This window comes from Variovorax sp. MPBD4-3, assembly GCF_058809745.1.
This window is the reverse complement of record NZ_JBXASW010000061.1, coordinates 1-26,654: the sequence shown is the minus strand read 5'-3', so window position 1 is coordinate 26,654 and position 26,654 is coordinate 1. Positions and strand designations below refer to the sequence as shown.

Genomic DNA, 26,654 nt, shown 5'->3' with positions numbered 1-26,654 from the left:
GGAACTGTGACCGAGTGGCCGAAGGTGCTCCCCTGCTAAGGGAGTATGGGGTGTAGAGCCTCATCGAGGGTTCGAATCCCTCCGGTTCCGCCAATCAAGCCCAGTAGCTTTCACGCTGCTGGGCTTTTTTGTTTTTGCGTCCGCAAGTCCTCGGCCGAACATTCAAAAAATTCGATGGCAGACGGCAAAAGGTTTCGCCGACGGCGCGGGTGCGAAGCCCGAAGATTCATTCCATGCCGAAGAAACTTCATCCCTCACCCATCATGAGTTCAATCGAATTCACGGGCTGTGCGGTTGTCGGCATCGGTTCTTTTCTTTCTTCCCTTCACGCCACCTCGACCCAAAGGACACAACCATGACCACACTCACCCTGCGCGACGGCACCGAGCTCTACTACAAGGACTGGGGCTCGGGCCAGCCCATTCTCTTCAGCCATGGCTGGCCGCTCAGCGCCGACATGTGGGACGCCCAGATGCTGTTCTTCGCGGAACGCGGCTACCGCGCCATCGCGTTCGACCGCCGCGGCTTCGGCCGTTCGAGCCAGCCGTGGACGGGCTACGACTACGACACCTTCGCCGACGACATCGCCGAGCTGATCGAGAAGCTGGACCTGAAGGACGTGATCCTCGCGGGCTTCTCCATGGGCGGCGGCGACGTCACGCGCTACATCGCACGCAAGGGCTCGTCGCGCATCGCCAAGCTGGCGCTCATCAGCGCCGTGACGCCGCTGTTCATGAAGACGGCCGACCACCCCGTGGGCCCCGACGCTTCGCTTTTTGCCGGCATCCGCGCCGGTCTGGCGGCCGATCGCCCGCAGTTCCTCGACGACTTCAGCACGGTCTTCTACGGCACCAACCGCCCCGGCGCCAAGGTGTCGCAGGGCGTGTTCAAGCAGACGCTGCAGATCGCGCTGCAAGCCTCGCTCAAGGCCACCATCGACTGCGTGACCGCGTTCTCGGAAACCGACTTCCGCCCCGACATGGCGAAGATCGACGTGCCCACGCTGGTGATCCACGGCGACGACGACCAGGTCGTGCCCTTCGAGGCCACCGGCAAGCTCGCGGCCGAGATGATCAAGGACAGCCAGCTCAAGGTCTATGCCGGCGCGCCGCACGCCACCTGCAACACGCACGCCGACCAGGTGAACGCCGACCTGCTGGCGTTCATCAAGGGCTGAGCCAGCGCCCTCCGCCCCGCATCGAGATCTCCCATGACCCTTTCCAGCACGGTTCACGACAACCCCGCGAAGCATCGATTCGAATACGAATCGCAGGGGGAGCGCGCGGTGGCCATCTACTCGCTTGAGGGCGACGTCATTACCTTCATCCACACGCTGGTGCCTGAAGCGCTGCAGGGCCAGGGCATCGCGAAGCAACTGGTGCTGGCGGGGCTGGCGTCGGCGCGCGAACGCGGGCTGCGCGTGATTGCGCAGTGCCCGGTGTTCGCCGCGTACATGCGGTCGCACCCGGAAACGCACGACCTGCTTGCCGACGAGGGGCGCAAGCTGCTCGGGCTCTGACGGGCCTGCGAAGAGCCGGCTTACGCGGTCTTCGGCGACGACATCAGCTTCCGGCCGTCGAAGGCCCGCTGCAGTTCCTCAGGCCCCAACGGCCTCGCGCGCCAGCGGCAGCCACAGCATGAAGCGCGTGCCCGTCGGGCGCGATTCCCAGCTGATGGTGCCCTGGATCGACCGCGCCCGCCGCCGCTGGTTCTGCAGGCCCCGGCCGGAAGGCGAGGACAGCACCTTGTCGACGTCGAAACCCTGCCCGTTGTCTTCGATCGTCACGCGAACGCCGGCGCCGTCCAGCGCGGTCTCGACACGGATCTCGGTCGCGCGCGTATGGCGCAGGATGTTCGAGATGCTCTCCTGCACGATGCGCAGTATGTGCAGCGCGCTCGACGGGTCGAGCCATTCAAGGGCGGGCAGCTCCTGCACTTCCCAGCGCAGCGACACGCCGGTGCCTTCGAGCCGCGGCTCCAGCCGGTAGCGCAGGGTGGCGAGCAGCAGCAGCAGGTCGGCTTCCACCGGCTCCAGCGAATCGAGCGTGAGCTTCAAGTCGTAGAGGCAGCTCTTGAGGATCTGCGAGATCTTCTCGTCGCTCATGCCGCCGCCCTCGACCGAGCGGATCGCGCTGATCAACGAGGAGCCCAGGCCGTCGTGCATGTCCTGCATCAGGCGCTGGCGCTCGTCGCTGATGGTTCGCAGGCGCTCGACGTCGCGCAGCCGCTGGTGGCTCAGCTCGAGGTCGGCCTCGCGCTTGCGCAGCCGCTCGGCTAGGCTGTCGTTCAGTTGCTCCACGGCGCCGATGGCATGCACGTAGCGCCGGTACATCAGCACGCCGAACACGCTGAAGGTCACGGCGTTGGTGTAGGCGCCCAGGTACCAGCCCTCGGGGCTGATGAAGTTGTTCTGCAGCAGCCAGTCGGTGATGCCCAGCAGCACGCAGATGCCGATGCCGGCGGCCACCAGCCGCCCCTCGGTGGAGCGGCGCCACGCGCTGACGCCGCCGACCAGGCAGACGGCCGCGCCCATGAGGGCCGCCACGGCATAGATCAGCGGCGTCACGCGCGGGGTGTTCTGCACCAGGTTCAGCCCCGGCATGGTCAGCACGCCGACCGCGGTGGTGGCCAGCACCACGGCCCAGGTCAGCCACCTGAGCGGGCGCTGGTGCAGCTGCCGCAGGAAGAAATGCACCACCAGCACCAGCCAGAACAGCGAATTGACGGTCAGCCACGCGAACCAGTCGTTGGCGATCGGCTGGCCCACGTAGAAATGCAGGCCCCGCATGAAGGAGGTGGCCGACAGGTTGAAGAACAGCAGGTAGCCGGTTTCGCCGGGGCGCCTGAACCAGACGAAGAGCGCGAACACACCCACGGCCATGAAGGAGGCGCTGAGCATCGCCGGCAGCTCCTGCTGCAGCCACTGGCGCAGGCCGTGGCGGCCCCGCAGCGTCTCGACGGGGCCGAGCCACAGCGAGGACACCGCCACCTGCGTGTTGCGCGAGTGTTCCAGGCGGATGAGGATCTCCTGCGGCGGCGTGCTGGCGGGGCCGCGGTCCAGTTCGACCCACAGCGGCGTGCGCGTGCTGTTCCACAGCGGGCCCAGTTGCTGGGCGCGGTGCACCAGGCGGCCGTCGGCGTAGACGGCAATGGTGCCGTCGGTCTTGATGCGGGCGCCGTACAGCGCCAGGGGGCCGTTGGAGGAGGGCAGGTGGCGCGTGGAAACTCGCAGCCACGTGATGCGCGTCGGGCGGGCCGCGCTGGACGTGCCGACGGTGGCGTCGCCATCGGCCTGGCGCAGCAGCGCGATGGGCAGGGCCAGCGGCAGCCGGATCGGGTTCCAGGCATCCGGCAGGTCGCCTGCCTGCTGCCGCGGGGGCGGCGTGCTGAAGCCCGAGGTGTCCTCGACCTGCCAGTCGGCGCGCTCCAGGTGAAGCGCGGCCCTGGACTGCTGCAGGCCGGACATCCCGCCGAAGAAGGCGCCGATGACGGCCAGCAGCGTCATCGACAGCACGAGTACCACGTTGGCGAAGAAAGGCGCGGGACGGGAGTTCAAGGCAGAGCGTTCAGGTGGGGCGTCCAAATCCGACGCGCCGCGTATGTAACCCATTCTCGCTCTTTGTTACCAATCTTGAGAAAGGCCCGGCGGTTTCAACGAGGCGCAGGCTGGGACAGCACCCATTGGGCCAGCGCCCGTGCATCGTTTTCCGTCACGTGGGCCTGCCGCGGCATGATGACGCGGCCCCAGGTGCCGACGCTGCCATCGCGGATCTTGCCGGCCAGCCGGGCGGGTGCTTCGGCATCGTTGCGGTAGCGCTCGGCAATCTGCGCGAAACCCGGGCCCACCTGCTTGTGGACCAGACCGTGGCACGACAGGCAGCCGTTCTTGCGGGCCAGGTCGGCGGGCGGCGTCTGGGCCGTGGCGGTGATCGCCGCAAGCATGAGCCAGGCGGGAAGGAGATGCATCGATGGAAAAGCTCGGCGGAATGGAAAGATCAGGTTCCCGGTTTCTGGTCGCGCTGGATGCGCCGCAGGATTTCCGCGAACAGCAGAAAGACTCCCCCGATGATGCCTGCCATGGCCGGTCCGCCCCACAGTTCGAATGCGTCGTCGAGCATCACATTGGCCGGGTTCGAGGGCTGGGCATAGACCTGCACGCTCTCGCCGGCTTCGTAGCGCGGCGTTCCGCTGCTGCTCGAGGTGGTGAAGTCGATCAGCGCGCCAGACGGTGCCCTGAAACGCACCAGCGGCCGCCAGGTGCCGTCGGTATTGTTCTTGTTGCCGCTGCGCACGTGCTGGAGTTCGACCACCTGGCCTTGGACGCGGTCGGCGGAGGCAATGAAGCTCAGCTTGCCGAAGGCCAGGTAGCCGCACAGCCCGAGCAGGGCGACGCCGATGAGCGCGAAAAGGTACTTGGCGAATGTCTCGAACTTCATGGGTCTGCCGGCTGGAGGAATCGCTGCATCGTCGCAAATGCCAGGCGTCGTTCATTCGCGACAAGGCGATTCAGGAGTAACTATATGTATGGTTAAATCCTGCGAACAATCGTTAGAAGACGAGGGATTCCCATGAAGTTCCTGCTGAGCATTGCGGCCGTCGCTGTCGCACTGGCTGGTTGTGCCAGCCAGCCGATGACGCCGACCGAACCCGGAACGGGGACCGGTCTCTCTTATGTGCCGATGGTCGCCATGGAGGGCGTGGACAAGGCGCGCTACGCGAGCGACGTCAGCGCCTGCCGCGAGGCAGCCACGCGCATCATCGCGCGCAGCGAGGCCAACACCGACCTGATGTGGGCCGCCGTGGGATTGGGGCTGGTCACGTGGTACAGCCAGGGCATGGCGACAGGCTTCGCGGTGGCCGGCATCGGCACCTCGGCCGTCGACTATGCGGGGCAGCCCTCGGCCACGCTGATCGCCGAGCACCAGCAGATCGCAATCGTCCACTGCATGGCCAAGCGCGGCTATCGCAATCTCGATCCCAACGTGCGCGACTCTTTCTACGGCAACACCTTCGACCCGGCCATCGTCTACAAGCCGCGCCGTACCGGTGTCGACACCTACAACGTCGAGAAGCTGGCCAAGGCTGGGCGCTGCAACCTGCAGCCGCGCGCCGAACTCACGGCCAAGGGCCCGGGCTACGAAACCTACAACGTGCCTTGCGACAACGGTGCCACCTGGGCGGTGCGATGCGAGTTCGGCAAGTGCCGCGTACTGGCCCAGGCGCTGATCCGCCGCTCCTGAGCCATCGTGTCAGCGGCGCTCAGCGCCAGACATAGTGGCCGCGCACGAAGCGGCCATGCTCGCGGTGCGCCGGCACCCACACCTTGTGCGGACGGTGATGCGGCCGGTCATAGCCGGGCCCGTGGCGCGGCGGCATGGGCTGGGCCATGGCGGCAGTGGAGGCCAGCATGCAGGCTGCAAGTGCGAAGAGTATTTTTTTCATGTTGGAGTCCTTCTTTGGGTTGCACCTGAATTGGTACGCGGCCCAGCTTAGTGGGCCGCTCGGCGCGGCTCCGTAGGCGAAGTCGCACTTTACAAGCGGGACACCAAGGAAGGGCCGCACGCCTTATTTGATGATCATGCCCTTGAGCGCCGGGTCCGGCGGCGGCGGCTTGAGCTTCATCTGCCGCATCGTCTTCACCAGCAGTTGGGCGACCATCACGTTGCGGTGGCGCTTGCTGTTGGCGGGTATCACGTGCCAGGGGGCATGCTCGGTCGAGGTGGCGCCCAGGGCGCTCTGGTAGGCCTGCTGGTAGGCGTTCCACTTGGTGCGCACCCGCAGGTCGTCCATGCTGAACTTCCATTGCTTGCCGGGCGTGTCGATGCGCGCCTGCAGGCGCTCGCGCTGCTCGTCCTTGTCGATGTGCAGCATGCACTTGATGACGACCGTGCCGGTCTCCGTGAGCAGCCGCTCGAAGTCGTTGATCTGCGCGTAGCGGCGCTTGGCTTCCGCCTTGTCGATCCAGCCTTCGACCACCGGAACGAGCACGTCTTCGTAGTGGCTGCGGTTCCACACCATGATCTCGCCGGTGCGCGGCACTGCTGCATGGCAGCGCCAGAGGTAGTCGTGCGCGCGCTCCTCGTCGTTGGGCGCCTTGAAGGCCGTCACGCGCACGCCCAGCGGCGAGGTCCGCGAGAACACCCAGCGCACCGTGCCGTCCTTGCCGCTGGTGTCCATGCCCTGCAGCACCACCAGCAGCTTGCGCCGGCCCTCGGCGTGCAGCAGGTCCTGCAGTTCGTCGAGCTCGACGGCGAGCGCGTCGACTTCCGCGCGCTGCGAGGCTTCGTCACCTTCGCAGAAGGGCGTGTCGTCGGGGTCGATGTGCGATAGCTTGAACTTGTCGCCGACGCGGTATTTCTTGAAGCTGGCCATGCAACGGGACTCCTCGAAGAAAGAAAGCCCACAGCGTAAGCGATCAGCGTTCCGTGTCGTCCGCGTCGATCGATGCGCTCCAGCGGCTGTCCCATTCGGCGTGCCGCACCGCGCCGTCGAGTTCGCGCCGGTCGCGCTTGGTGGGGCGGCCCTGTTCGATGGCCAGGGCCGGCTCGCTGCCCATGCGGCGCAGTTCGCGGAAGGCGGCCTGGGCGGCGATGCTCTCGGGCGTTTCCTCGTAGAGCTGCTGCGCCACCGGCGCCGGCCCGCGCTGGCCGCTGAGGCCGCGCACCGTGACCGTTCGCGTGAGCGTGCCCAGCCGCATGGCGACCGTGTCGCCGGCCTTCACCTCGCGCGAGGCCTTGGCGACGTCGCCGTTCACCTGCACGCGGTTCTTGCCGATTTCCTCCGCGGCCAGCGAGCGCGTCTTGAAGAAGCGTGCGGCCCAGAGCCATTTGTCGATGCGCAGACGTTCCATGGATATCAGGAGTGAATATCAGGAATTGTGCCGCCACAGCGGCAGGTGCACGACCGCATCCAGCCCGACCACGCGTGCGGCGCCGTCCGACGTGGCGGGCGCGACACGGTTGTCGAGCGCGATGCGACCGTCCAGCGCCAGCACGATCTCGCGGCAGATCGCCAGCCCCAGCCCCGAGCCGCTCGACGCGCTGCCCGCCGAAAACGGAGCGAACAGCCGCTGGCGCAGCTCCGGCGAGATGCCCGGGCCTTCGTCGCGCACGGTGAGCACGGCCTCGTCGGCCTGCGCACGCACAGAGACCAGCAGCGCCGCGCCAGCCGGGCTCAGCTTGATGGCGTTGTGCAGCAGGTTGCGCGTGAGCTCCTGCAGCATCCACTGGTGGGCCCGCACCACCACCGGCGCGTCGATGGCCAGCTCGAAGTCGAGTGCCTTGTCGGCCACCAGCGGCGACAGGTCGAGCGCGATCTGCCGCACGATGGCGCCCAGGTCGAGCGCCACCGATTCCGGCTGCTGGCGCAATTGCTCGACCTTGGCGAGCGACAGCATCTGGTTGGCCAGCGTGGTGGCGCGCTCCACGGTCTGGCTGATTTCACCGAGCGCCTGCTCCGGCGCCACGTCGCCGCGCCGCGCCGATTGCACCTGCGCCTTGAGCACCGCCAGCGGCGTGCGCAGCTGGTGCGCGCTGTCGCGCACGAAGCGCTTCTGATGGTCCAGCAGCCGCTGCAGGCGGCCCATGACTTCGGTGGTGGCGTCAATCAGCGGGCGCAGCTCGCGCGGGGCGTCGGGCGCGTCGATGGGCGAGAGGTCGTCGGCCGCGCGTTTCTCGATGGCTTCGCCGAGCTCGCGTACCGGGCGCGTGGCGCGTTGCACCACGAACAGCGTCGCCAGCGCGATCACGCCCATCAGCAGGAACTGCCGCCACAGCGTGTCGACCAGCAGCTTGCGCGCCAGCGTCTCGCGGATCTCCAGCGTCTCGGCCACCTGAACCACCGCCATGCCGCGGCCACGCGCGCTGGCCACCGGCTGCAGCAGCACCGCCACGCGCACCGGCTGGTTGCGGAACTGGGCGTCGTAGAAATCGACCAGCGCCGCGTAGGCGCTGCGGTCCGGAATGCGCCCGCGCCAGAACGGCAGCTCGGCGAAGCCCGAGATCATCTCGCCGTCGAGCGCCGACACGCGGTAGAAGAGCCGGCTGCGGTTGTCGGCCTCGAAGGCCTCGAGCGCGGAGTAGGGCACGATCGCGCGCAGCCGCGCCATCTGGTCGTAGCCTTCCACGTCGAGCTGCTCGCCGATGGTCTTGGCGGAAGCCAGCAGCGTGCGGTCGTAGGCGGTGGTGGCGGCAGCCAGGCTCTGGCGGTACAGGCTCACGCTGTTGATCACGATGAACACGGCGATCGGCGCGAGGATGCCGAGCAGCAGCCGCGCGCGAAGCGAGGAAATGTGCCTCATGCTTCCGGTCGCAAGAGGTAGCCCAGCCCGCGCATCGTCATGAGCACGGCGCCGGTGCCCACCAGCTTCTTGCGCAGGCGGTAGACCACCACCTCGATGGCTTCGTACTGCACCTCGGTCTCGCCGGGGAACACCAGCTCGAACAGGCGCTCCTTGGTCACGGCGTGGCCCGGTTTCATCATCAGCGCCTTCAGCAGCGCCAGTTCGCGCGGGGTCAGTTCGAGCAGGTCGGCGCGGTTGTAGATGGCGCCGTTCGCGGGCTCGAAGCGCAGGCCGCCGATCTGCTGGGGGTTCAGCCCCATGTCGGTCATCACGCCGTGGCTGCGGCGGCGCAGCGCACGGATGCGCGCCTCCAGCTCGTCGAGGTCGAAGGGCTTGGGCAGGTAGTCGTCCGCGCCGGCGTTCAGGCCCATAATCCGGTCGCCGACGGTGCCGCGCGCCGTCAGCAGCAGCACCGGCGTGCGCAGCCCCTCGGCCCGGGCCTGGGCCAGCACCTGCAGGCCGTCGAGGTTGGGCAGGCTCAGGTCGAGCGCCACCACGTCGGGCTCCAGGGCGCGCCACATGGCGACGGCCTCGGCGCCGTCGCCGCAGACGCGCACGTCGATCCGCTGGCGCCCGAGGGTGCGCTGCAGGGTGATTTGCATCGAGGGGTCGTCTTCGACCAGCAGCAGCTTCATACGGGCACGGATTGGTGGGAATTCGGTGTTTTCCCCAGTTTGTCGGACAGCCAACTGACAGCGGGGCGGCGCATGATACTCAGCTTCAAGTCAGCTTCCTTTCAAGTTACTTTCAGCACCAGGAGACAACAATGCGTCGCGACACCTTTCTGAAGTCATTGGCCGCGCTGGCCGCCGCCGGTGCCCTGCCACTGTCCGCCCGGGCCGCGGCCAACGTCAAGATGATGATCCCGGCCAACCCCGGCGGCGGCTGGGACACCACCGGCCGCGCCCTGGGCAAGGCCCTGACCGACGCCAAGGTGGCCGACACCGTCACCTACGACAACAAGGGCGGTGCCGCCGGCGCGCTGGGCCTGGCCCAGTTCGTGAACGGTTCCAAGGGCGACGCCAACGCGCTGATGGTCATGGGCTCGGTCATGCTGGGCGGCATCATCACCGGCAAGCCGCCGGTCAACCTGTCGCAGGCCACGCCCATCGCGCGCCTGACCACCGAATACAACGTGTTCGTGCTGCCGTCGAACTCGCCGTTCAAGACCATGAAGGACGTGGTCGAGCAGCTCAAGAAGGACCCGGGCAGCGTCAAGTGGGGCGGTGGTTCGCGCGGCTCCACCGAGCACATCGCCGCGGCCATGATCGCGCAGAAGGTCGGTGCCGACCCCTCGAAGATCAACTACGTGGCCTTCCGCGGAGGCGGCGAGGCCACCGCGGCCGTGCTGGGCGGCAACGTCACCATCGGCGGCAGCGGCTACAGCGAGTTCGCCGAATACATCGCGGCCGGCAAGATGAAGGCCATTGCCGTCACCTCGGCCCAGCGCCTGCCGGGCATCGACGTGCCCACGCTGAAGGAACAGGGCATCGACGTGGAAATCGGCAACTGGCGCGGCGTGTACGGCGCGCCCGGCATCTCCGCCGACCAGCGCAAGGCGCTGACCGACATGGTGCTGGCCGCCATGAAGAGCGCGTCCTGGGCCGAATCGCTCAAGAAGAACGACTGGACGCCCGCCGTGCTGTCGGGCGAAGCCTTCACGAAGTTCGTCGACGACGACTTCGCGAGCCTGCGCGCCATCATGACCAAGTCCGGCATGGTCTGACATCGGCTCGCCCCCAGGCTGCGCGCACTTCGTGTCGCTTCGCCTACCCCCTACCGGGGGCAACACCTGAGGCCCGGCTGAGCCGGTTCCTCGGTGTTCTTGAAGGGGGCTTTTCTTTCGCCCGATTCGGGAGCAAAAAATGACAACTCCAGACTCCTCGGCCCCGCCGCAATCCGCGGCCACGTGGCCGCAAACCCTGGTCGGCGCCGGCGTGCTGCTGACCGGCCTCGCGCTGGCGTTCGGCGCGATCGGCATTTCCTCCGAAGCCGGCTACGGCGGCGTCGGCCCCAACTTCCTGCCCTGGCTGGTGTCGGTGGTGCTGGTGCTGTGCGGCGCCTGGATCGTGTGGGAGGCGCGCACCGGCGGCTTCCGCGAACTCGACGCGCCCTCGGGTGCCGAGCACGCCTACTGGCCGGGCTTCATCTGGGTGTCGGCAGGGCTGCTGCTCAACGCCGCGCTCATCACCACGCTCGGCTTCATCATCAGCTGCACGCTGTGCTACGTGCTGGCGGTGCAGGGCCTGCGCCGCGCGAGCGGGCAGGGCGGCGTGAATTCGCCGCGCACCTGGGCGACCGACCTGCTGGCCGGCGTGCTCATCTCGGCGCCGGTGTTCTGGACCTTCACGCAATTCCTGGCCATCAACCTGCCCGGCCTCACTTCGACTGGCTGGCTCTGACATGGACATCTTCAACGCACTCATGGCGGGCTTCGCCGCGGCGATCACTCCCGTCAATCTGCTCTGGTGCCTGGTCGGCTGCGCCCTTGGCACGGCCGTGGGCGTGCTTCCCGGCATCGGCCCGGCGGTGGCGGTGGCCATGCTGCTGCCCATCACCGGCAAGGTCGACGTCACGGCCTCGATGATCTTCTTCTCGGGCATCTACTACGGCGCCATGTACGGCGGCTCGACCACTTCCATCCTGCTCAACACGCCCGGCGAAACCGCCAGCATGGTGACCGCGATGGAGGGCAACAAGATGGCCAAGAGCGGCAGGGCGGGCGCGGCGCTCGCCACCGCCGCCATCGGCTCCTTCGTGGCCGGCACCATCGCCACGGTGATCGTCACGCTGTTCGCGCCGTTCGTGGCCGAATTCGCGGTCAAGCTCGGCCCGCCCGAATACTTCATGCTGATGCTGCTGGCCTTCACCACGGTGAGCGCGGTGCTCGGCAAGAGCACGCTGCGCGGCATGACGGCGCTGTTCGTCGGCCTGGCCGCGGGCTGCGTCGGGCTCGACCAGATCTCGGGCCAGGGCCGCTACACCGGCGGCGTGCCCGAACTGCTCGACGGCATCGAGATCGTGCTGGTGGCGGTCGGCCTGTTCGCCGTGGCCGAGGTGCTCTACGCCGTGCTGTACGAAGGCAAGGTGGTCGAGGGCCAGAACAAGCTGAGCCGGGTGCACATGAGCAAGCGCGACTGGAAGCGCTCGATTCCCGCGTGGCTGCGCGGCACCGCCATCGGCACGCCCTTCGGCTGCATCCCCGCCGGCGGCACCGAGATTCCGACCTTCCTGAGCTACGCGACCGAAAAGAAGCTGGCCAAGGACGCGGACGCCAAGGCCGAGTTCGGCACCAAGGGCGCCATCGAAGGCGTGGCCGGCCCCGAGGCCGCCAACAACGCCACGGTGACCGCCGCGCTGATTCCGCTGCTCACGCTGGGCATTCCCACCTCCAACACCACCGCCATCCTGCTGGGCGCGTTCCAGAACTACGGCATCCAGCCGGGCCCGCAGCTGTTCACCACCTCGGCCGCGCTGGTGTGGGCGCTGATCGCGTCGCTGTACATCGGCAACGTGATGCTGCTGGTGCTGAACCTGCCGATGGTCGGCCTGTGGGTCAAGCTGCTGAAGATTCCGAAGCCCCAGCTCTACGCCGGCATCCTGATCTTCGCCACCGTGGGTGCCTACGGCATGCGCCAGAGCGCGTTCGACCTGTTCCTGCTCTACGGCATCGGCCTCTTGGGCGTGCTGATGCGGCGCTTCGACTTCCCGACCGCGCCGGTGGTCGTCGGCATGATCCTGGGCCCGCTCGCCGAAGCGCAGCTGCGCAACGCGATGTCGATGGGCGAGGGCAGCGCGATGGTGTTCCTGCAGCGCCCGATGTCGCTGACGCTGATCGTCATCGTGCTGGCCGTGCTGGTGCTGCCGCGGCTTGCCAAGCGCATGAGCGAACGCAAGCTGAAGCGGCTGGCGCAATTGGACGCCTGACGCTCTTCGTGTCATGACTGCGAAACCGGATGCCGCGAGCATCCGGTTTTCGTTTTTGGGTACCGCTTTCCCTGCGCGCACTCCGAGCTCGGTACGGCTCGGGGTTGCCGTGAGGTATTCCGTGAGTCCCCAAACCCTTGCCTGGTTCCTGCTGGCCGCCAGCGTGGCTGCAGAAGTCGCCGGCACCGTCGCCCTGCGTCATGCCGAGGGCTTTACCCGCCTTGTTCCGTCCGTCGCGACCGGTGCCTGCTATGCCGCCGCGATCTGGCTGATGTCGCTCGCGGTGCGCGAGCTTGGCGTGGGGCTCGCCTATGCGGTCTGGGCCGGTAGCGGCACCGCGCTGATCGCCGTGCTCGGCATGCTGTGGTTCGGCGAGCCCGTCACGCTGCCCCGAATCGCCGGACTGGCGGCGATCGTCGCGGGCGTGATCGTGCTCAACATGGACGCACGCTAGCGGCTCAGCGCTGGGGCGCTTCCACCAGATCGTCGTCGATATGCGGATCCGCGGGCTGCCCGCGCAGCTTGCGCACCGTGCGGCGGATCCAGTGCTCGATGTCGTCCACGTAGGTGAACACCGCCGGCACCACCAGCAGGCTCAGCACGGTCGAGGTGATCAGCCCGCCGATCACCGCCATCGCCATCGGCGAGCGGAAGCTCGAGTCCGCCGCGCCGAAGCCGACCGCGATCGGCAGCATGCCGGCGCCCATGGCGAGCGTGGTCATGATGATGGGCCGCGCGCGCTTGTGGCAGGCGTCGCGCAGCGCGTCCCAGCGGCTCATGCCGTGGTCGCGGCGCGCCACGATGGCGTATTCGACCAGCAGGATCGAGTTCTTGGTCGCGATGCCCATCAGCATGATGAGACCGATCAGCGAAGGCATCGACAGCGCCTTCTGCCCGATCAGCAGCCCCACGAAGGCCCCGCCCAGCGCCAGCGGCAGCGCGCACAGGATGGTCACCGGGTGCAGGAAGTCCTTGAACAGCAGTACCAGCACGATGTAGATGCACAGCACCCCCGTCAGCATCGCCAGGCCGAAGCTCGCGAACAGCTCTGTCATGACCTCGGCGTCGCCGACTTCTGCAATGCGCACCCCCGGCGGCAGCTTCTGGATCGACGGCAGCTTCTGTACCGCGGCCTTCGCGTCGCCCAGGCCCACGCCCGACAGTTCGATCTCGAAGTTCACGTTGCGCGAGCGGTCGTAGCGGTCGATGACGGCCGGGCCGCCTTCCATGGTGAGCGAGGCCACCTGGTTGAGCATGACCGGGCCGCGCGTGCCGGGCACCGAGAGGCGGCCGAGCAGGTCGATGTCCTGCCGCGCGGAGTCTTCCAGCTTCACCACGATCGGCACCTGCCGCTGCGCCAGGTTGAGCTTGGCGAGCGACTGGTCGTAGTCGCCCAGCGTGGCCACGCGCAGGGTCTCGGCGATGGCGGAACTGGTCACGCCCAGGTCGGCGGCGCGCGCGAAGTCGGGGCGCACCGCGATCTCGGGGCGCACCAGGCTCGCGGTGGAGGTGATGTTGCCCAGGCCGGGAACGGTGCGCAGGTCTTTCTCGACCGCGCTCGCCGCGCTGGCCAGGGCCACCGGGTCTTCACCGGTCAGCGCCAGGATGTATTTCTCGCCCGAGCCGCCCAGGCCCACCGTGCTGCGCACGCCGGGCAGCGTTTCGAGCGCGGTGCGGATCTGGTTCTCGATGACCTGCTTGCGCGGCCGGTCGCCGCGCGGGTCGAGCTTGATGGTGAGCGTGGCCTTGCGCGTCTCGGGCGTGCCGAAGCTGGCGAACGGGTCGCCGCCCGCGCTGCCGCCGGCCACCGTGGTGTAGACGCTCTTCACGTGCGCGATCTGCATCACGCGCCGGCGGGTTTCCTCCGCCGCGGCGGTGGTCTGCGCCAGAGTGGAGCCCGGCGCGAGCGACAGGTACACCTGCGTCTGCGAGTTGTCGTCCGGCGGAATGAAGCCAGTCTTGAGCAGCGGGATCATCGCCAGCGAACCGAAGAAGAAGAGGGTGGCCAGCACCATCGTCTTGAAGCGGTTGTGGGTGCTCCACTCCACGGCGCGCATGTACCAGCGCAGCCAGCCCGGTTCCTTCTCGGCCGTGACCACGGGCTTGAGCATGTAGGCCGCCATCATCGGCGTGAGCACCCGCGCCACCACCAGCGAGGCGAACACCGCGAGCGCCGCGGTCCAGCCGAACTGCTTGAAGAACTTGCCCGCAACGCCGCTCATGAAGGCGGTGGGCAGGAACACCGCGATCAGCGTGAAGGTGGTGGCGATCACCGCCAGGCCGATCTCGTCGGCAGCCTCCATGGCCGCCTGGTAGGGCGTTTTGCCCATGCGCAGGTGGCGCACGATGTTCTCGACTTCCACGATGGCGTCGTCCACCAATATGCCCACCACCAGCGACAGCGCCAGCAGCGAGATCACGTTGACCGAGAAGCCCAGCAGGTGCATGCCGATGAACGCCGGGATCACCGACATCGGCAGCGCCACGGCCGACACGAAGGTGGCGCGCCAGTCGCGCAGGAACAGCCACACCACGACCACCGCCAGGATGGCGCCTTCGTACAGCAGGTGCAGCGAACCGTTGTATTCCTCTTCCACCGGGTCGACGAAGTTGAAGGCCTCGGTCAGCTCGATGTCGGGGCGCTGCGCGCGCATGTCGGCCAGCGCCTTCTGCACCGCGCGGCCCACTTCCACCTCGCTGGCACCGCGGCTGCGGGCCACTTCGAAGCCCACCACCGGCTTGCCGTTGAGCAGCGCGGCCGCGCGCGGCTCGGCGATGGTGTCGCTGATGCGCGCCACCTGGTCCAGCCGGATGCGGCGGCCGTCGGTCAGCACGATCTGCATGTCGGCGAGTTGGTCGGCCGACTTCACGGTGGCAAGCGTGCGCACCGGCTGTTCGCTGCCGCCCAGGTCGAAGCGGCCGCCCGCGCTCTCCGTCTGCACCTGGCGCAGCTGGCGCGAGATGTCGCCCGCCGAGGCGCCGAGCGCCTGCAGCTTGACCGGGTCGAGGTCCACGTGCACCTGGCGCGTGGCGCCGCCCACGCGGTTCACCGCGCCCACGCCCGGCAGCGCGAGCAGGCGCTTGGTGACGTCGTTGTCCACGTACCAGCTCAGCGCCTCGTTGTCCATTTGAGAGGACGCGATGGTGAAGGCCAGCACCGGCTGGCCCGCCAGGTCGAGCTTGGTGACGACCGGGTCGCGCACGTCGGCCGGCAGGTCGGCGCGCACGCGCTGCACGGCGGAGCGCACGTCGTCCACGGCTTCCTGCACGGGCTTTTCGAGGCGGAACTCGACGATCAGCGTGGCGGCGCCGTCCTGCACCTTGGTGGTGATGTGCTTCAGGCCCTGCACCGTGGCGATGGAGTTCTCGAGCTTGCGCGCGACGTCGGTTTCCAGCTGCGAAGGCGCGGCGCCGGGCAGCGATGCCGAGACCGTCACGGTCGGCAGGTCGATGTCCGGAAAGTTCTGCACCTTCATCGCGTTGAACGACAGCAACCCACCGAAGGTGAGCAGCACGAACAGCATCACCGCCGGAATCGGGTTGCGTATGGACCAGGCGGAAACATTCATGGGCGAGTCCTTTGTTTCTGCTTACTTGGCTGCGGCGGGGGCGGCTGCGGCCGGGGCGGCTGGCGCGGGCGCGTCGACCACGCGCACCAGGTCGCCGTCGTTGAGGAAGCCGGCGCCTTGCACCACCACCTTCGCGCCTTCGGGCAGTGCGCTGGTGATCTCGATGCGGTCGTTCAGGCGGCGGCCGATCTGCACCTTCAGCTGTGCCACGTGGTTGTCGGGCTTGAGAAGGAAGACGTTGTTGAAGCCGTCGCGCGGCACGATGGCGCTCTGCGGCACCGTGGGCGCCGAGCTGCGGCCGAGTTCGAAGTCGCCGCGCGCGAACATGCCGGCCTTGATGCCGGTGTTCTGCTGCACATTGGGCAGGTCGACGTACACCAGCGCCGCGCGCGTCTGCGGATCGACCGTGGGCGCGATGCTGCGCACCTTGCCTCGCACCTGCGCGCCGCTGGCGCTGACCACGAAGGCGGTGGTGCCCACCGAGATGCGGCTCAGCTCGGCCGAGGTGACTTCGGCGCGCCATTCGAGCCGGCCCTGGCGGATCAGCTTGAAGAGCTCGGTGCCGGCCGCCACCACGCTGCCGACCGTGGCAGTGCGCGACGAGATCACGCCGTCGTCGGGCGCCAGCACCTGCGTGTTGCGCCCGCGCACTTCCTGCGCGGCCAGCACGGCTTCGGCCGCTTCGACGCGCGCCTTGGCCGTCTGCTCGGTGGTCTGGTATTGGTTGATCTGCTGCTGGCTCAGCGCGCCGGTGGCCTGCAGCGTGCGGGCGCGGGCTGCGTTGCCGGCGGCGTCGGCGGCGGTGGCGCGGGCTTCGGCCAGCGAGGCGCGCGACTGCGCGATGTCGGCGCGCACCGTCTCGGGCGAGAACACGGCCAGCACCTGGCCCTTCTTGACCACGTCGCCCACGTTCACCCGCACCTCGGCGAGCTTGAGCCCGTTCGACTCGGAGCCGACCACGGCCTCCTGCCAGGCCGCCACGTTGCCGTTGGCCGGAAGCGTGAGCGTGAGTTCGGTGGCCTCGGGCGCGGCGACGGTGACGGTCAGCGCGGGCTTGGGCGCGGGGCCGGCGGCGGCGGCCTTGTCGGCCGGCTTGCGCGTCATGAACACGGCCGCCGCGATGACGACGGCCAGCACGATCAGCACGGTGACGAGGGTGGAACGCTTCATTGTTTTCATGGCGACGTCGCGACCTTGGCGGCCGGGGTGGTGTTCATTGAGGATGTTTCGTACGACTCGGAAGGCTGACCGGGCCGGGTCCAGCCGCCGCCCATCGAGCGGTACAGCGCGACCCAGGCCTCGGTGCGCTCGCGCTGCAGCGACACGCGCGCGGTCTGCGCCGCGAACAGCGTGCGGCGCGAGTCTTCCAGTTCGAACAGGCTGGCCAGGCCGCTGCTGTAGCGCGCCTGGGTGGCGTCGAAGGAGGCCTGGTAGTTCTTCACCGCGGTGTCGGCGTCAGTCGCGCGGCCGTTGGTGGCGTCGAGGTTGACCAGCGCTTCTTCCACCTCGCGCACGGCCTGCCGCACGTTGGCGCGGTAGATCGACACCGCCTCGGCGTAGCGCGCCTTGGCCGCGTCGGCATTGGCCTTGCGCGAGCCGCCGTCCAGCAGCGGCACGCTCAGCGACACGGGGCCCACGGTCCAGTTCTCGAGCGACTGCTGCAGGCCGCCGACGCGGTACTGCGTGCGGCCGATGGAGCCCGAGATGCTGAGCTTGGGATAGCGCTCGGCCTCGGCCGAGCCGACGTCGGCGCTGGCCGATGCCACGCCGAGTTCCGCCGAATACACATCGGGCCGCTGCGAAATCGCTTGCGCCGGCACGCTGGCGATGCTGCCCACCTCGGGCAGCGCGCGCTGCGCGGGGGAGGCCGCGAGCTTCTGCTCGAGCGTGCCCTCGTCGATGCCGCTGAGCGCGACCAGCGCCTTGCGCTGCACCGCGCACTGGGCGCGCTGCTGGGTCAGGCGGCCGGAGGCGTCGGCCGCGCTGGCGCGGGCCAGTGCGGCGTCGGCGGGCGCGGTAAAGCCGGCGCGCATCGACAGGTCGGTCAGGCGCGCGGTCTCGGCGCGCGAGCGGGTGTCGGACTCGGCCACGCGCAGTTGCTGCTGGCAGGCGCGCTCGGCGAAGTAGGCGTTGGCGGTTTCGGCCGCCACCGACACCCGGGCGTCGTGCCACTTGGCGTCGGCGCTGCCCAGCTTGGCCTGGGCGGCGTCGCGGTCGGCGCGCAGGCGGCCGAACAGGTCGACCTCCCACTTCGACTGCAGGCCGGCCTGCAGCGTGGTGATGGGTGTGGTGGCCCCGAGGCTGCTGCTGCTGCCACTGCCGGCGCTGGAGGACGATCCGCCCGAAGGCGCGCCGGACGCGAAGCCCGAGGTGCCCCGGCTCGCCGATGCCGTGCCGTCCAGGCTCGGCAGCAGCGCAGCGCCGGTCTGCACCCGCGTGAAGCGGGCCTCCGCCACGCGCGCCGCGGCGCTCGCGACGTTGGGGCTGGCGGCTTCGGCGGCGGCGATCAGCTCGACCAGCAGCGGATCGTCGAGCTGGCGCCACCAGTCGGCCAGCGACGCGAGCGAGCCGCCGTGGGGCAGGGGAGCGCGCCATTGCGCGGGCGTTGGCGCCTCGACCTGCGCCGGCGGGCGGGTCAGCGCGCAGCCCGACAGGCCGAGGCCGAAGCCCAGCGGCAGGCACAGGGAGGCGATCAGTCGGAGTTTTCTCATTGGGTTGGCTTTCTGTCGGCGCGGCGGCGTGCCGCCTCGGCCGCGACCAGCGCCATTGCGTAGCCGGTCAGGCGGTCGGCCCAGGTGTCGATGCCGCGCGGCGTGCGCAGCAGCGACGGACGGATGGCCTCGATGAAGTCCTGGCTCACGTAGAGCTGCATCGACAGCCCGGTGATTGCGAAGGTGAGGCGGTGGATGTCGTCGTCGGGCCGCGCCACGCCCAGGTGGCGGCAAAGCAGCTCGGCGATGGCGCGGTGCGGGCCCTTGATGTCGTGCTCGAGCTCCTTGGCCCAGCGGCTGGTGCGCTCGAGCATCTCGCGCATGTGCAGCTGGATGCATTGGCGCACGATCTCGCCCTGCTTGAGCGGATCGATCATCGACACCATGCAGATGCGCAGCGTTTCCTCCAGCGGGCGCCCCGGCACCTTGCAGGCCGCCACGAGGTCGCTGGAGTCGCCGCCCATCGGCTCGTTGAAGGTGGCCGCGTAGAGGCCTTCCTTGTCGCCGAAGTAGTAGCTGATGGCCGAGATGTTGGCGCCGGCCTCCTTGGCGATCTCGCGCGTGGAGGTCTTGGCGAAGCCCTTCTGCGCGAACAGCCGCAGCGCCGTGTGAAGCAGACGGTGGCGTGCCTCCGCGCCGTCGCTGCGCGGTGCGCGGCGCGCGGCCTGGGTGGTGGTGGCTTTCGCGTTCATGCCCGGCATTACACCACGCAAAAAATCAAACGATTGATTAACTTAAGGTTTCATGAAGAGACTGGGTTGCACGCGAACACGAGTACCTGCTGAAGGGAAGCGGCGCCCGATCTGCTGCCGATCGAGGCACGCTACGATGCCGCCATGCCAGTTTCTCCTTCTCTGCCGCCCGCCCTGCCGCTCGATGCGCAGGGAATTCTCGCGCTGGCCGCGCGCTCGATGTTTCATTTGTTTTCAAGCATCAGCCAGGGCATGTTCCTGGTCGACCGCGGCGGGCGCATCGTGTGGGTGAACGAGGGCTACCGGCGCTTCCTGCCGGCGCTGGGTTTCTCGTCCATCGACCAGTTCATGGGCCACATGGTGGAAGACGTGATCCCGAACACGCAGATGCGCCGCGTGCTTGAAACAGGCGAGCCGATACTGATCGACCTGCTGACCAACAAGGCAGGCACCTTCGTGGTCAGCCGCATTCCGCTGCGCGAGGAACGCGAGGGCGCGGACGGCGGCATGGGCGAGGTGATCGGCGCCATCGGCATCGTGCTGTTCGACCAGCCGGAGACCACGCTGCAGCCGCTCATCAGCAAGTTCGCGCTGCTGCAGCGCGACCTCGACGACGCGCGGCGCGAACTGGCCAGCCAGCGCAACAACCCGCTCTACCACCATGCGGACGGCCAGCGGCGTTCCAAGTACACCTTTGCCAGCTTCATCGGCAGCAGCCCGGCGGCCGTGGAGGTCAAGCGCCACGCGCGCCGCGCCGCGCAGTCGGCCAGCCCGGTGCTGCTGCTGGGCGAAACCGGCACTGGCAAGGAGCTGCTGGCGCATGCCATCCATGCGTCGTCCGCGCGTGCCAAGGGGCAGTTCGTCAGCGTCAACATCGCGGCCGTGCCCGACACCCTGCTCGAAGCCGAGTTCTTCGGTTTTGCGCCCGGCGCCTTCACCGGCGCCGACCGCAAGGGCCGCGAGGGCAAGTTCAAGCTGGCCGACGGCGGCAGCCTCTTCCTCGACGAAATAGGCGACATGCCGCTGGGCCTGCAGGCCAAGCTGCTGCGCGCGCTGCAGGAAGGCGAGATCGAGCCGCTGGGTTCCAACAAGCTCGTGCCCTTCGACGCCCGCGTGATCGCCGCCACCTCGCGCGACCTGCCGGAGTTGGTGCGCCGCGGCCAGTTCCGCGAAGACCTGTACTACCGTCTCAACGTGCTGCCGCTGCGCGTGCCGCCGCTGCGAGAGCGGCGCGCCGACATTCCCGCGCTGGTCGAGGCGCTGGGCGAGGACATGGCGCTGCGCAGCGGCGAGGCGCCGCCCGAACTCACGCCCGACGCGCTCGCGCTGCTGGCCGGCCAGCACTGGCGCGGCAACATCCGCGAGCTGCGCAACGTGCTGGAGCAGGTGACGATGCGCAGCGACTCGCAGCGCATCGACGCCGTGCAGCTCGAACGCATCCTGCGCGAGGCGGGGCTGGAGCAGATCGAGCTGCCGGCCACCCTGCAGAGCGCGCACGACGGCGATGAAGAAGCGGCACTGCTGCGGCCGCTGGCGCAGCAGGTGGCCGAGCTGGAGCGCAAGGCGATTGCGGCCGCGCTGGCATCCACCGGCGGCAACAAGCTGGCAACGGCGCGGCTGCTCGGGATTTCGCGCGCCACGCTGTACGAGCGCATGACGAACCAGTAAGTAGCGGCCGCCGACGGTGGCCGGATTTCGATCGACAAGGGAGAGGATTTCCATGAAGGGTCTGTTGACACGACTGAAGGCGCTGGCCGGCTCGGGCGCTGCACCGGCTGCACCGGCCGCACCGGCCACATCCGCGGCATCGCCTGCAGCAGAGCAGGGCGAAGGCATGCTGGTCAATGCCTACTGCACGCGCGCCGAAGTGCCCGCGCTCGGCTTTCCGCACACGCTGCATGCCCGCCGCGATCTTTCCGATCCGGAACTCGCGGCCCATCTTTCGGGCTTCGTGGGCTATGTGCTGAGCAGGGGCAACGGCGAGATGTCGCGCAACCGCTATCACGCGATGCGGCACATCCAGCGGGTACGCCAGCACCTGAGTCTCTCCATCGACGAATCGCAGCTCGACGCGTTTTCCGAATGGGCGGAGCGTGCGAACGCCATCGTGTTCCTGCCCGATGGCGGCATCCGCGACCCCAACGGGCGGGTGTTGCTGTCGGCGGCGGGCGAGGAGCCCGACCGGGAAGCCGCGGTTCCCTATCCCGCCGAGGCGTGGCAGCGCAAGGCGCGCACCGAGGCGCTGCTCGCGTCGCGCGGCATGCCGGTGCCGCAGCACCTGCCGCCTCTTGTTTCGGAGCCCGAGTTGCGCCCGCGCACCCCGCAGGAGCTGGCGGGCAGGGCGTTCGCGCTGCTGGCCGTATCGGCCCGTGCCGAGTCGGTCGCAAGCGGCGAGCCGCTGCCTGTGGCCGAACTGTTCGCGCGGCTGCCGTCCGCGCAGGCGAACCTGTCGCCCGACGAGCAGGCCTTCATTGCCGATGAGGCCCCCGGCGAGTCTGCGGTGGCGCAGTTCGGCTGGCGCTTCGAGTGCCTCTTCGTGCTCGAATGGGCCTTGGGCCTGGTCGATGCGCTGCCGTTTCCCGGGGCCATCTGCGACGTGCCGCTGGCCACGCGCCTGATGCTGGATGCCGGCGACGTCGACGGCGCGATGCGGTCTGCCAAGGTGCGCACGGACAGCGAACTGCTCGATGCGCTGGATCTGCACTACCGCCTGCACTGGCTCGTGCGCCAGGCGCGCCTGAAGGAAGAGGCGGCTCCTGCGGGCGTCGACGCCGGTGTCGTGCTGGAGCGGCATCGCGCGCTGAACTGGCTGGTGCGCTTCGAAGACCACGACTGGGACGACGTCGACACGCCCACATGACGCCCCCGACAATTGCGCTTCCTCCTGCCATCCTCCTGTTCCTGCATTCATGAAGACATCGATCCGCTCCCTTGTGTTCGTTGCGGCATGCGCCACCGCCAGCTTTGCCAGCGCGGCGCCCGCGCCCCAGTGCGCGAGCGAAGCCGTATCCCGCGCAAGGAAGCTGCTGACCTTCCACTTCGGCGAGGACGACCGCATCCAGATCGACCCCGCCGTGAAGGAAGTGGCGCCCATCCGCAACCCCGCCAACAAAAAGCAGCAGTTCAAGGTGCTGGAGGTGTGGGGCTCGATCTACAAGGGCAACTACCGCATGCGGCTCATCTACTACGTGTCGGGCAAGGACTGCAACTTGATGGGGCAGGAAATCCTGGAGTACGCAAGCCTGTGAGCGTCCAGGCCCTGCGTTCCACCTTCGGCCCCAACTGCCATTGGTGCGGCCTCGCGATGGACTTCAGCGAGCCCTTCGGCCGGCCTGAGTCCGCCACCATCGAACACCTTGTCGACTCGACCTTCGGCGGCATGCGTTCGCCAAAGCACCGGCGGCTCGCGCATGCGGCCTGCAACCATGCGCGCAACGAGTTCCGCATGCAGGCGGAGCGCCAGTTCAGGCAGTGGATCGCCGAGCGCCAGGCCTCCGCGAAAACCCTGAACGAAAAATAGACAGTTGACTGAAAATCGAACACGCGCAATGTTCTGAATTCAGTCGAACGACGCTGCTCCCGAATGAAGAAGCGTTAGTTATCAATGGCTTAGGCAGGTGGCACGAACTGTGCAATATTCAGTCACCTTTTCCAGGAGACAAAGAATGAACCGTCGCCACCTCGTCGCCCTTGCCGCGCTCGCCACCTGCGCAGTTGCCGCTCCGGCCTGGGCCCAGTCCAACGAAATCCGCATCGCCCACATCTACAGCAAGACGGGCGCGCTGGAAGCCTACGGCAAGCAGACGCAGACCGGCCTGATGATGGGCCTGAACTACGCCACCGAAGGCACGATGATGGTCAACGGCAAGAAGATCGTCGTCATCGAGAAGGACGACCAGGGCAAGCCCGACCTCGGCAAGTCGCTGCTGGCGGCCGCCTATTCGGACGACAAGGCCGCGCTGGCCATCGGCCCGACCGCCTCGGGCGTGGCGCTGGCCATGCTGCCGGTGGCGGAGGAATACAAGAAGATCCTGCTGGTCGAGCCCGCCGTGGCCGACTCGATCACCGGCGACAAGTGGAACAAGTACATCTTCCGCACCGGCCGCAATTCGAGCCAGGACGCGATCTCCAATGCCGTGGCCGTCGACAAGCCCGGCGTGACCGTGGCCACGCTGGCACAGGACAACGCGTTCGGCCGCGACGGCGTGAAGGCCTTCGGCTCCGCGCTCAAGAAGGCCAAGCTGGTCCATGAAGAGTACCTGCCGCCCGCCACCACCGACTTCACCGCCGGCGCGCAGCGCCTGATCGACAAGCTGAAGGACCAGCCGGGCCGCAAGATCATCTGGATCGTCTGGGCCGGCGCGGGCAACCCGTTCAAGATCGTCGACCTCGACCTGAAGCGCTACGGCATCGAGATCGCCACCGGCGGCAACATCCTGCCGGCCATGGCCGCCTACAAGGCGCTGCCGGGCATGGAAGGCGCGGCGTACTACTACTTCGGCATCCCGAAGAACCCGGTGAACGACGCGATGGTGTCGGCCCACTACAAGGAATTCAAGACGCCGCCGGACTTCTTCACGGCCGGCGGCTTCTCGGCCGCGATGGCGGTGGTGACGGCGCTCAAGAAGACGGGTGGCGACACCAATACCAACAAGCTCATCAGCACCATGGAAGGCATGAGCTTCGACACGCCCAAGGGCAAGATGACCTTCCGCAAGGAGGACCACCAGGCGATGCAGTCGATGTACCACTTCAAGATCAAGGTCGACCCGGCGTTCGCCTGGGGCGTGCCGGAGCTGGTGCACGAGATCAAGCCGGAAGAGATGGACATTCCCATCAAGAACAAGCGCTGACCACGGCGCCGATCGTTACCTGAACCCCGCGGCGCAAGGAAGGCGCCGCTCCCTTTTCGCCCCGGATGGCCGCCGGGCGAAGCGGCAGCCTGCGCCCGTTTTTCCTGACGGGGCGAAGGCCCGCGCGATCCACGGCCGATTCGATTCTTGAGCAAGCAAGCGTTCGACAAACCACAACAGAAGGAGACAGCGATGCCAGCGATGCGATTGAACTGGAAGGGACTTGCCGCCGCTGCGGCGATGGCGGTGGCGGCGCAGGCCGCGACGGCGGCGGTGCCGCTGCCGTCGCTCGGGGCCAACCCGGCGGAGGTGAGCGTGTCCGGCCTGTCGGCCGGCGGTTTCGCGGCGGTGCAGTTGCACGTGGCCTACTCGGCCACCTTCAAGCGCGGCGCCGGCGTGGTGGCCGGCGGGCCGTTCTATTGCGCCGAGGGCTCGGTGCTCAACGCCACCGGCCGGTGCATGACGCACGGCAGCAGCATCCCGGTGTCGTCGCTCGTGAGCACCACCAACAGCTGGGCCGCCAGCGGCGCGATCGACCCGGTGTCCAACCTGAGCGGCTCCAAGGTGTACATGTTCTCGGGCACCTCCGACAACACCGTCAAGCAGGCGGTGATGGACGACCTGAAGACCTACTACCAGAGCTTCGTGCCGGCGGCCAACATCGTCTACAAGAACAACATCGGCGCCGGCCACGCGATGGTCACCGACGACTACGGCGGCGCCTGCAGCACCACCGCGGCACCCTACATCAACAACTGCGGCTTCGACCTGGCGGGCGAGATCCTCACGCAGATCTACGGCCCGCTGAATCCGCGCAACAACGGCACGCTGGGCGGCACCTTCACCGAGTTCAACCAGTCGGAATTCGTCACTGGCCACGGCATGGCCGCGACCGGCTGGATCTACGTGCCGCAGGCCTGCACCACCACCTCGTGCCGCGTGCACCTGGTGCTGCACGGCTGCAAGCAGAACTACTCGGACGTGAGCGACCAGTACGTGCGCAAGACCGGCTACAACCGCTGGGCCGACACCAACAACATCGTGCTGATCTATCCGCAGACCAGCACCGCGGCCACCAACAGCTGCTGGGACTGGTGGGGCTACGACAGCGCCAACTACGCGAAGAAGTCGGGCCCGCAGATGGCGGCGTTCAAGGCCATGATCGACCGCGTGACCAGCGCCGGCGGCGGCGGCAGCGGCCTGCCCGCGCCCACCGGCGTGGGTACCTCGGGCGCGACCAGCAGCAGCATGGTGATCGGCTGGAACGCCGTGAGCGGAGCCAGCGGCTACAACGTGTACCGCGGCGGCAGCAAGGTCAACGCCTCGCCGGTCACCGCCACCAGCTACACCGACAGCGGCCTTGCCGCGTCGACCAGCTACAGCTGGACAGTGGCCGCGCTGAACGCGAGCAACGCCGAAGGCGCCATGTCGACGGCGGCCACCGGCGCCACCACGGCGGGCAGCGGCGGCGGCACCGGCACCTGCTACACCGCGAGCAACTACACCCATACCATCGCCGGACGCGCCTATGCCCTGTACGGGCTGACCTATGCCTACGGCTCGAACCAGTCCATGGGGCTGTGGAACATCTACGCGACCACCACGCTGAAGCAGACCGGCCCCAACTACTACGTGATCGGCAGCTGCTGAGGCCGCCGTGCAATCTTTCGACTCCTGATTCGCAATGACCAAAGATGCTTGAGACCCGAGATCTGACCATCCGCTTCGGCGGGCACGTGGCCGTCAACAGCGTGAGCTGCGCTTTCGCGCCGGGCACGCTGACGGCCATCGTGGGCCCCAACGGCGCGGGCAAGACCACCTACTTCAACCTGATCTCGGGCCAGCTCAAGGCGAGCGCCGGCACGGTGTCGCTCGACGGCCAGCCGCTGTCGGGCCTGTCGCCGTCCGCGCGCACGCACGCGGGGCTGGGGCGGGCCTTCCAGCTCACCAACCTGTTCCCGAACCTCACCGTGCTGGAGAACGTGCGCCTGGCGGTGCAGGCCACGCGCGAGGGCGCGCACCGGCGGGGGCTCAATCTTTGGAGCATCTGGAGCGACCACAAGGCACTGACGGAGCGCGCCGACCAGATCCTGGCCGACGTGGCGCTGAAGTCGCGCGAACACGCGACGGTGGCCAGCCTGCCGCACGGCGACCAGCGCAAGCTGGAAGTGGCATTGCTGATGGCGCTGGAGCCCAAGGTCTTCATGTTCGACGAACCTACGGCCGGCATGAACGCGGCCGAGGCGCCCGTCATCCTCGACCTGATCCGCAAGCTCAAGCAGGACAAGACCAAGACCATCCTGCTGGTCGAACACAAGATGGACGTGGTGCGCGAGCTGGCCGACCGCATCATCGTGCTGCACAACGGCACGCTGGTGGCCGACGGCGAACCGGCCGAGGTGATCGCCTCGCCGGTGGTGCAGGAGGCCTACCTGGGCGTGGCGAAGGAGGTGGCTGCATGACGCGCGTGCCGATGAATTCGAATTTCTCCCTCCCCTCCCGGGGGAGGGCCGGGGTGGGGGCTCGCGGCCTCCACACCACCTCAGCCTTGCAGGCGCCGC

General features: G+C 68.2%; 26 protein-coding genes and 1 tRNA gene. 15 read left to right on the top strand and 12 right to left on the bottom strand.

Translation table 11 applies throughout. The features are described 5' to 3' along the window. The 3 genes from AC1RVW_RS25705 to AC1RVW_RS25695 all read left to right on the top strand — a co-directional run bounded on the left by AC1RVW_RS25705 (position 1) and on the right by AC1RVW_RS25695 (position 1,519). A tRNA-Ser gene (locus AC1RVW_RS25705) sits at positions 1–93 on the top strand. A 262-nt stretch (positions 94–355) separates the two neighbouring features. Beyond that, on the top strand, positions 356–1,177 hold the full coding sequence (locus AC1RVW_RS25700; RefSeq protein ID WP_493203392.1) for an alpha/beta fold hydrolase: 822 nt from the start codon (positions 356–358) through the stop codon (positions 1,175–1,177). A gap of 33 nt (positions 1,178–1,210) precedes the next feature. Next, positions 1,211–1,519: a GNAT family N-acetyltransferase gene (locus AC1RVW_RS25695; protein WP_285411795.1), complete on the top strand. Its 309-nt coding sequence runs from the start codon at positions 1,211–1,213 to the stop codon at positions 1,517–1,519. A gap of 78 nt (positions 1,520–1,597) precedes the next feature. Here the strand turns inward: AC1RVW_RS25695 and AC1RVW_RS25690 are convergent, their stop codons facing one another. The 3 genes from AC1RVW_RS25690 to AC1RVW_RS25680 form a co-directional block, all read right to left on the bottom strand. Further along, positions 1,598–3,505, bottom strand: coding sequence for a sensor histidine kinase (locus AC1RVW_RS25690; protein WP_493203404.1), 1,908 nt, complete (start codon positions 3,503–3,505; stop codon positions 1,598–1,600). A 146-nt stretch (positions 3,506–3,651) separates the two neighbouring features. Next, positions 3,652–3,966 carry a c-type cytochrome gene (locus AC1RVW_RS25685; RefSeq protein ID WP_285411794.1) on the bottom strand — a complete coding sequence of 105 codons (315 nt, stop codon included), beginning with the start codon at positions 3,964–3,966 and terminating at the stop codon, positions 3,652–3,654. A 29-nt stretch (positions 3,967–3,995) separates the two neighbouring features. Further along, on the bottom strand, positions 3,996–4,436 hold the full coding sequence (locus AC1RVW_RS25680; protein ID WP_493203389.1) for a DUF3592 domain-containing protein: 441 nt from the start codon (positions 4,434–4,436) through the stop codon (positions 3,996–3,998). 132 nt (positions 4,437–4,568) lie between these two features. Between AC1RVW_RS25680 and AC1RVW_RS25675 the strand changes: the two genes are divergently transcribed. Further along, positions 4,569–5,240, top strand: a complete 672-nt coding sequence (locus AC1RVW_RS25675; protein WP_493203387.1) for a hypothetical protein — start codon at positions 4,569–4,571, stop codon at positions 5,238–5,240. Positions 5,241–5,259: 19 nt separating this feature from the next. Here the strand turns inward: AC1RVW_RS25675 and AC1RVW_RS25670 are convergent, their stop codons facing one another. The 5 genes from AC1RVW_RS25670 to AC1RVW_RS25650 form a co-directional block, all read right to left on the bottom strand. Next, a complete protein-coding gene (locus AC1RVW_RS25670) occupies positions 5,260–5,442 on the bottom strand; it encodes a hypothetical protein (RefSeq protein ID WP_155742654.1) in 183 nt (60 codons plus the stop codon). A gap of 123 nt (positions 5,443–5,565) precedes the next feature. Continuing rightward, positions 5,566–6,372: a polyphosphate kinase 2 family protein gene (locus AC1RVW_RS25665; protein WP_081270914.1), complete on the bottom strand. Its 807-nt coding sequence runs from the start codon at positions 6,370–6,372 to the stop codon at positions 5,566–5,568. A gap of 43 nt (positions 6,373–6,415) precedes the next feature. Beyond that, positions 6,416–6,850 (bottom strand): RNA-binding S4 domain-containing protein, encoded by a 435-nt coding sequence (locus tag AC1RVW_RS25660; protein WP_081270913.1) that lies wholly within the window; start codon positions 6,848–6,850, stop codon positions 6,416–6,418. An 18-nt stretch (positions 6,851–6,868) separates the two neighbouring features. Further along, a complete protein-coding gene (locus AC1RVW_RS25655; protein ID WP_081270912.1) occupies positions 6,869–8,299 on the bottom strand; it encodes a sensor histidine kinase in 1,431 nt (476 codons plus the stop codon). After that, a complete protein-coding gene (locus tag AC1RVW_RS25650) occupies positions 8,296–8,976 on the bottom strand; it encodes a response regulator transcription factor (protein ID WP_106934817.1) in 681 nt (226 codons plus the stop codon). The genes AC1RVW_RS25655 and AC1RVW_RS25650 overlap by 4 nt, the downstream gene beginning before the upstream one ends. Positions 8,977–9,107: 131 nt before the next feature. On the opposite strand from AC1RVW_RS25650, the gene AC1RVW_RS25645 reads away from it, so the two are divergent. The 4 genes from AC1RVW_RS25645 (at position 9,108) to AC1RVW_RS25630 (ending at position 12,722) form a co-directional block, all read left to right on the top strand. Then, positions 9,108–10,067 (top strand): Bug family tripartite tricarboxylate transporter substrate binding protein, encoded by a 960-nt coding sequence (locus AC1RVW_RS25645; protein WP_081270910.1) that lies wholly within the window; start codon positions 9,108–9,110, stop codon positions 10,065–10,067. A 139-nt stretch (positions 10,068–10,206) separates the two neighbouring features. Continuing rightward, positions 10,207–10,743, top strand: coding sequence for a tripartite tricarboxylate transporter TctB family protein (locus AC1RVW_RS25640; protein ID WP_081270909.1), 537 nt, complete (start codon positions 10,207–10,209; stop codon positions 10,741–10,743). Between the two features lies 1 nt (position 10,744). After that, a complete protein-coding gene (locus AC1RVW_RS25635; RefSeq protein ID WP_081270908.1) occupies positions 10,745–12,268 on the top strand; it encodes a tripartite tricarboxylate transporter permease in 1,524 nt (507 codons plus the stop codon). 121 nt (positions 12,269–12,389) lie between these two features. After that, positions 12,390–12,722 (top strand): DMT family transporter, encoded by a 333-nt coding sequence (locus AC1RVW_RS25630; RefSeq protein ID WP_493203383.1) that lies wholly within the window; start codon positions 12,390–12,392, stop codon positions 12,720–12,722. A gap of 4 nt (positions 12,723–12,726) precedes the next feature. On the opposite strand, the gene AC1RVW_RS25625 is transcribed toward AC1RVW_RS25630, so the two are convergent. Genes AC1RVW_RS25625 through AC1RVW_RS25610 form a run of 4 tightly spaced genes read right to left on the bottom strand, consistent with a single transcriptional unit; the run spans position 12,727 to position 19,240 of the window. After that, positions 12,727–15,837 carry an efflux RND transporter permease subunit gene (locus tag AC1RVW_RS25625; protein ID WP_106934814.1) on the bottom strand — a complete coding sequence of 1,037 codons (3,111 nt, stop codon included), beginning with the start codon at positions 15,835–15,837 and terminating at the stop codon, positions 12,727–12,729. A 21-nt stretch (positions 15,838–15,858) separates the two neighbouring features. Further along, a complete protein-coding gene (locus tag AC1RVW_RS25620) occupies positions 15,859–17,016 on the bottom strand; it encodes an efflux RND transporter periplasmic adaptor subunit (RefSeq protein WP_493203381.1) in 1,158 nt (385 codons plus the stop codon). Further along, the gene (locus tag AC1RVW_RS25615) at positions 17,013–18,548 is read right to left on the bottom strand and encodes an efflux transporter outer membrane subunit (RefSeq protein WP_493203380.1); all 1,536 of its coding nucleotides are present in this window, start codon (positions 18,546–18,548) and stop codon (positions 17,013–17,015) included. Before AC1RVW_RS25615 ends, AC1RVW_RS25620 begins: the two co-directional genes overlap by 4 nt. Beyond that, positions 18,545–19,240: a TetR/AcrR family transcriptional regulator gene (locus AC1RVW_RS25610; RefSeq protein WP_106937475.1), complete on the bottom strand. Its 696-nt coding sequence runs from the start codon at positions 19,238–19,240 to the stop codon at positions 18,545–18,547. The genes AC1RVW_RS25615 and AC1RVW_RS25610 overlap by 4 nt, the downstream gene beginning before the upstream one ends. A 144-nt stretch (positions 19,241–19,384) precedes the next feature. On the opposite strand from AC1RVW_RS25610, the gene AC1RVW_RS25605 reads away from it, so the two are divergent. The 7 genes from AC1RVW_RS25605 (at position 19,385) to AC1RVW_RS25575 (ending at position 26,555) form a co-directional block, all read left to right on the top strand. Next, complete coding sequence (locus AC1RVW_RS25605) at positions 19,385–20,908, top strand: sigma-54 interaction domain-containing protein (RefSeq protein ID WP_081270935.1); 1,524 nt, start codon at positions 19,385–19,387, stop codon at positions 20,906–20,908. 52 nt (positions 20,909–20,960) lie between these two features. Next, the gene (locus tag AC1RVW_RS25600) at positions 20,961–22,100 is read left to right on the top strand and encodes a DUF4272 domain-containing protein (RefSeq protein ID WP_493203377.1); all 1,140 of its coding nucleotides are present in this window, start codon (positions 20,961–20,963) and stop codon (positions 22,098–22,100) included. 49 nt (positions 22,101–22,149) lie between these two features. After that, positions 22,150–22,488 (top strand): hypothetical protein, encoded by a 339-nt coding sequence (locus AC1RVW_RS25595; protein WP_493203375.1) that lies wholly within the window; start codon positions 22,150–22,152, stop codon positions 22,486–22,488. Next, the gene (locus AC1RVW_RS25590; RefSeq protein WP_106934809.1) at positions 22,485–22,760 is read left to right on the top strand and encodes a hypothetical protein; all 276 of its coding nucleotides are present in this window, start codon (positions 22,485–22,487) and stop codon (positions 22,758–22,760) included. Before AC1RVW_RS25595 ends, AC1RVW_RS25590 begins: the two co-directional genes overlap by 4 nt. Positions 22,761–22,905: 145 nt before the next feature. Then, positions 22,906–24,093: a substrate-binding domain-containing protein gene (locus AC1RVW_RS25585; protein WP_081270899.1), complete on the top strand. Its 1,188-nt coding sequence runs from the start codon at positions 22,906–22,908 to the stop codon at positions 24,091–24,093. 192 nt (positions 24,094–24,285) lie between these two features. Beyond that, positions 24,286–25,743, top strand: coding sequence for an extracellular catalytic domain type 2 short-chain-length polyhydroxyalkanoate depolymerase (locus tag AC1RVW_RS25580; RefSeq protein ID WP_493203373.1), 1,458 nt, complete (start codon positions 24,286–24,288; stop codon positions 25,741–25,743). A gap of 44 nt (positions 25,744–25,787) precedes the next feature. Continuing rightward, the gene (locus AC1RVW_RS25575; RefSeq protein ID WP_081270897.1) at positions 25,788–26,555 is read left to right on the top strand and encodes an ABC transporter ATP-binding protein; all 768 of its coding nucleotides are present in this window, start codon (positions 25,788–25,790) and stop codon (positions 26,553–26,555) included. The last annotated feature ends 99 nt before the right edge of the window (positions 26,556–26,654 follow it).

Bases quoted from the DNA above. Each gene is read 5' to 3' on its own strand.
- AC1RVW_RS25700 (WP_493203392.1), top strand. From the start codon at position 356: ATGACCACACTCACCCTGCGCGACGGCACCGAGCTCTACTACAAGGAC.
- AC1RVW_RS25695 (WP_285411795.1), top strand. From the start codon at position 1,211: ATGACCCTTTCCAGCACGGTTCACGACAACCCCGCGAAGCATCGATTC.
- AC1RVW_RS25690 (WP_493203404.1), bottom strand. From the start codon at position 3,505: ATGACGCTGCTGGCCGTCATCGGCGCCTTCTTCGGCGGGATGTCCGGC.
- AC1RVW_RS25685 (WP_285411794.1), bottom strand. From the start codon at position 3,966: ATGCATCTCCTTCCCGCCTGGCTCATGCTTGCGGCGATCACCGCCACG.
- AC1RVW_RS25680 (WP_493203389.1), bottom strand. From the start codon at position 4,436: ATGAAGTTCGAGACATTCGCCAAGTACCTTTTCGCGCTCATCGGCGTC.
- AC1RVW_RS25675 (WP_493203387.1), top strand. From the start codon at position 4,569: ATGAAGTTCCTGCTGAGCATTGCGGCCGTCGCTGTCGCACTGGCTGGT.
- AC1RVW_RS25670 (WP_155742654.1), bottom strand. From the start codon at position 5,442: ATGAAAAAAATACTCTTCGCACTTGCAGCCTGCATGCTGGCCTCCACT.
- AC1RVW_RS25665 (WP_081270914.1), bottom strand. From the start codon at position 6,372: ATGGCCAGCTTCAAGAAATACCGCGTCGGCGACAAGTTCAAGCTATCG.
- AC1RVW_RS25660 (WP_081270913.1), bottom strand. From the start codon at position 6,850: ATGGAACGTCTGCGCATCGACAAATGGCTCTGGGCCGCACGCTTCTTC.
- AC1RVW_RS25655 (WP_081270912.1), bottom strand. From the start codon at position 8,299: ATGAGGCACATTTCCTCGCTTCGCGCGCGGCTGCTGCTCGGCATCCTC.
- AC1RVW_RS25650 (WP_106934817.1), bottom strand. From the start codon at position 8,976: ATGAAGCTGCTGCTGGTCGAAGACGACCCCTCGATGCAAATCACCCTG.
- AC1RVW_RS25645 (WP_081270910.1), top strand. From the start codon at position 9,108: ATGCGTCGCGACACCTTTCTGAAGTCATTGGCCGCGCTGGCCGCCGCC.
- AC1RVW_RS25640 (WP_081270909.1), top strand. From the start codon at position 10,207: ATGACAACTCCAGACTCCTCGGCCCCGCCGCAATCCGCGGCCACGTGG.
- AC1RVW_RS25635 (WP_081270908.1), top strand. From the start codon at position 10,745: ATGGACATCTTCAACGCACTCATGGCGGGCTTCGCCGCGGCGATCACT.
- AC1RVW_RS25625 (WP_106934814.1), bottom strand. From the start codon at position 15,837: ATGAATGTTTCCGCCTGGTCCATACGCAACCCGATTCCGGCGGTGATG.
- AC1RVW_RS25620 (WP_493203381.1), bottom strand. From the start codon at position 17,016: ATGAAAACAATGAAGCGTTCCACCCTCGTCACCGTGCTGATCGTGCTG.
- AC1RVW_RS25615 (WP_493203380.1), bottom strand. From the start codon at position 18,548: ATGAGAAAACTCCGACTGATCGCCTCCCTGTGCCTGCCGCTGGGCTTC.
- AC1RVW_RS25610 (WP_106937475.1), bottom strand. From the start codon at position 19,240: ATGAACGCGAAAGCCACCACCACCCAGGCCGCGCGCCGCGCACCGCGC.
- AC1RVW_RS25605 (WP_081270935.1), top strand. From the start codon at position 19,385: ATGCCAGTTTCTCCTTCTCTGCCGCCCGCCCTGCCGCTCGATGCGCAG.
- AC1RVW_RS25600 (WP_493203377.1), top strand. From the start codon at position 20,961: ATGAAGGGTCTGTTGACACGACTGAAGGCGCTGGCCGGCTCGGGCGCT.
- AC1RVW_RS25595 (WP_493203375.1), top strand. From the start codon at position 22,150: ATGAAGACATCGATCCGCTCCCTTGTGTTCGTTGCGGCATGCGCCACC.
- AC1RVW_RS25585 (WP_081270899.1), top strand. From the start codon at position 22,906: ATGAACCGTCGCCACCTCGTCGCCCTTGCCGCGCTCGCCACCTGCGCA.
- AC1RVW_RS25580 (WP_493203373.1), top strand. From the start codon at position 24,286: ATGCCAGCGATGCGATTGAACTGGAAGGGACTTGCCGCCGCTGCGGCG.
- AC1RVW_RS25575 (WP_081270897.1), top strand. From the start codon at position 25,788: ATGCTTGAGACCCGAGATCTGACCATCCGCTTCGGCGGGCACGTGGCC.